Annotated in this window: 1 pseudogene; it reads right to left on the bottom strand. The window is 61.7% G+C overall.

The annotated features are described in order from the left end of the window. Positions 1-60: 60 nt before the first annotated feature. Positions 61-934: pseudogene (locus J8I34_RS35700) on the bottom strand (IS630 family transposase). Positions 935-1,091 lie beyond the last annotated feature (157 nt).

The following is a 1,091-nucleotide window of genomic DNA, read 5'->3' on the forward strand; positions in this document are numbered from 1 at the left end:
GTTCTACTCCCTGGTGGCCTAACCGCAGCACCTTTCCGTCCCCCGCTCGCCCCTACCTCCTTATCGCGACGGAACCCAGTATCCCGGCAGCCGTATCAGGCGCAGGCGCAGGCGCTCAGCATTTTCCGCGACGAATTGCCGGACGGCGACCGACCGATGCACTGGATGCCCATCGACGATCAGATAGATTTTGCGTGTCGCCTGCCTGAGCATGCGCTTCAGAAAGTCGATGAACACGGCGTTGTTGAACTTGCACCATGAAGGCCAGCGCCCCGCGATTGGTGATGGCCGAGATCATGTTGCAGCCAAAGTGCTTGCCGGTGGCGCGCACCACCGGCGCCTGCCCTATCGGGGCAAAGCTCTTGCCGCTCACATGGTCACTGCGCAAGACCATCTCGTCGCCCCAATGAATCGTTGCCTTTTCCTGCCTCGCTTCCTTCATGAGCTTCGGGTAGTCCTCCTTCAGCCACCGGGCGATGGCCGCGTCGTTTCGTTCATAGGCGCGGCGCACAGGTCTCTGGGCGCTCATGCCCCACGCCTTGAGGTAGCGTCCGGCCGTCGTCGACGACGAAACCGTGTCACCGTATTCCCGCTCAATCAGACTCGCGACGGACTCGCGCGTCCAGAGGTAGAACAGCATCGCCAGTTGGTCCGGCATCCGACTCACGATCAGCCCACGAATCCGCGCGGCCTGCTGGGCGTTCAGCCGGCCGCCGCCAGGGCGGCGGCCCCGTTTGCCAGGCTTCAACGCCCGCGCGCCGCCTTTTCTGGACAGTTTCATCCATTTGCTGACCGCTCGCAGGCTTACGCCATACGTCCAGGCCGCGCCGGTTTGTGTCATCCCGCCACGCACCGCTTCCACCACCAGCTTTCTCAGATGAGCTTGCGTGGCTCCATCCAACTTTCGGGCATCAGCTCTTGTCTTCATACCCATATAACGCACTACGCACCTATTTGGTGCGCACGTCAGTAACTTAAACCAACCAGCCTCCACGGTTCCCGGGGCGGTTCAATCCATCTCCTTATACAGAAGTAGTACCGTCCCCGCAGCGGTGCATGGGGCCTGCGACCGCGGAAATTTCGAGGTAAGG

The organism is Cupriavidus phytohabitans (assembly GCF_017815025.1).
Classification (GTDB): domain Bacteria; phylum Pseudomonadota; class Gammaproteobacteria; order Burkholderiales; family Burkholderiaceae; genus Cupriavidus.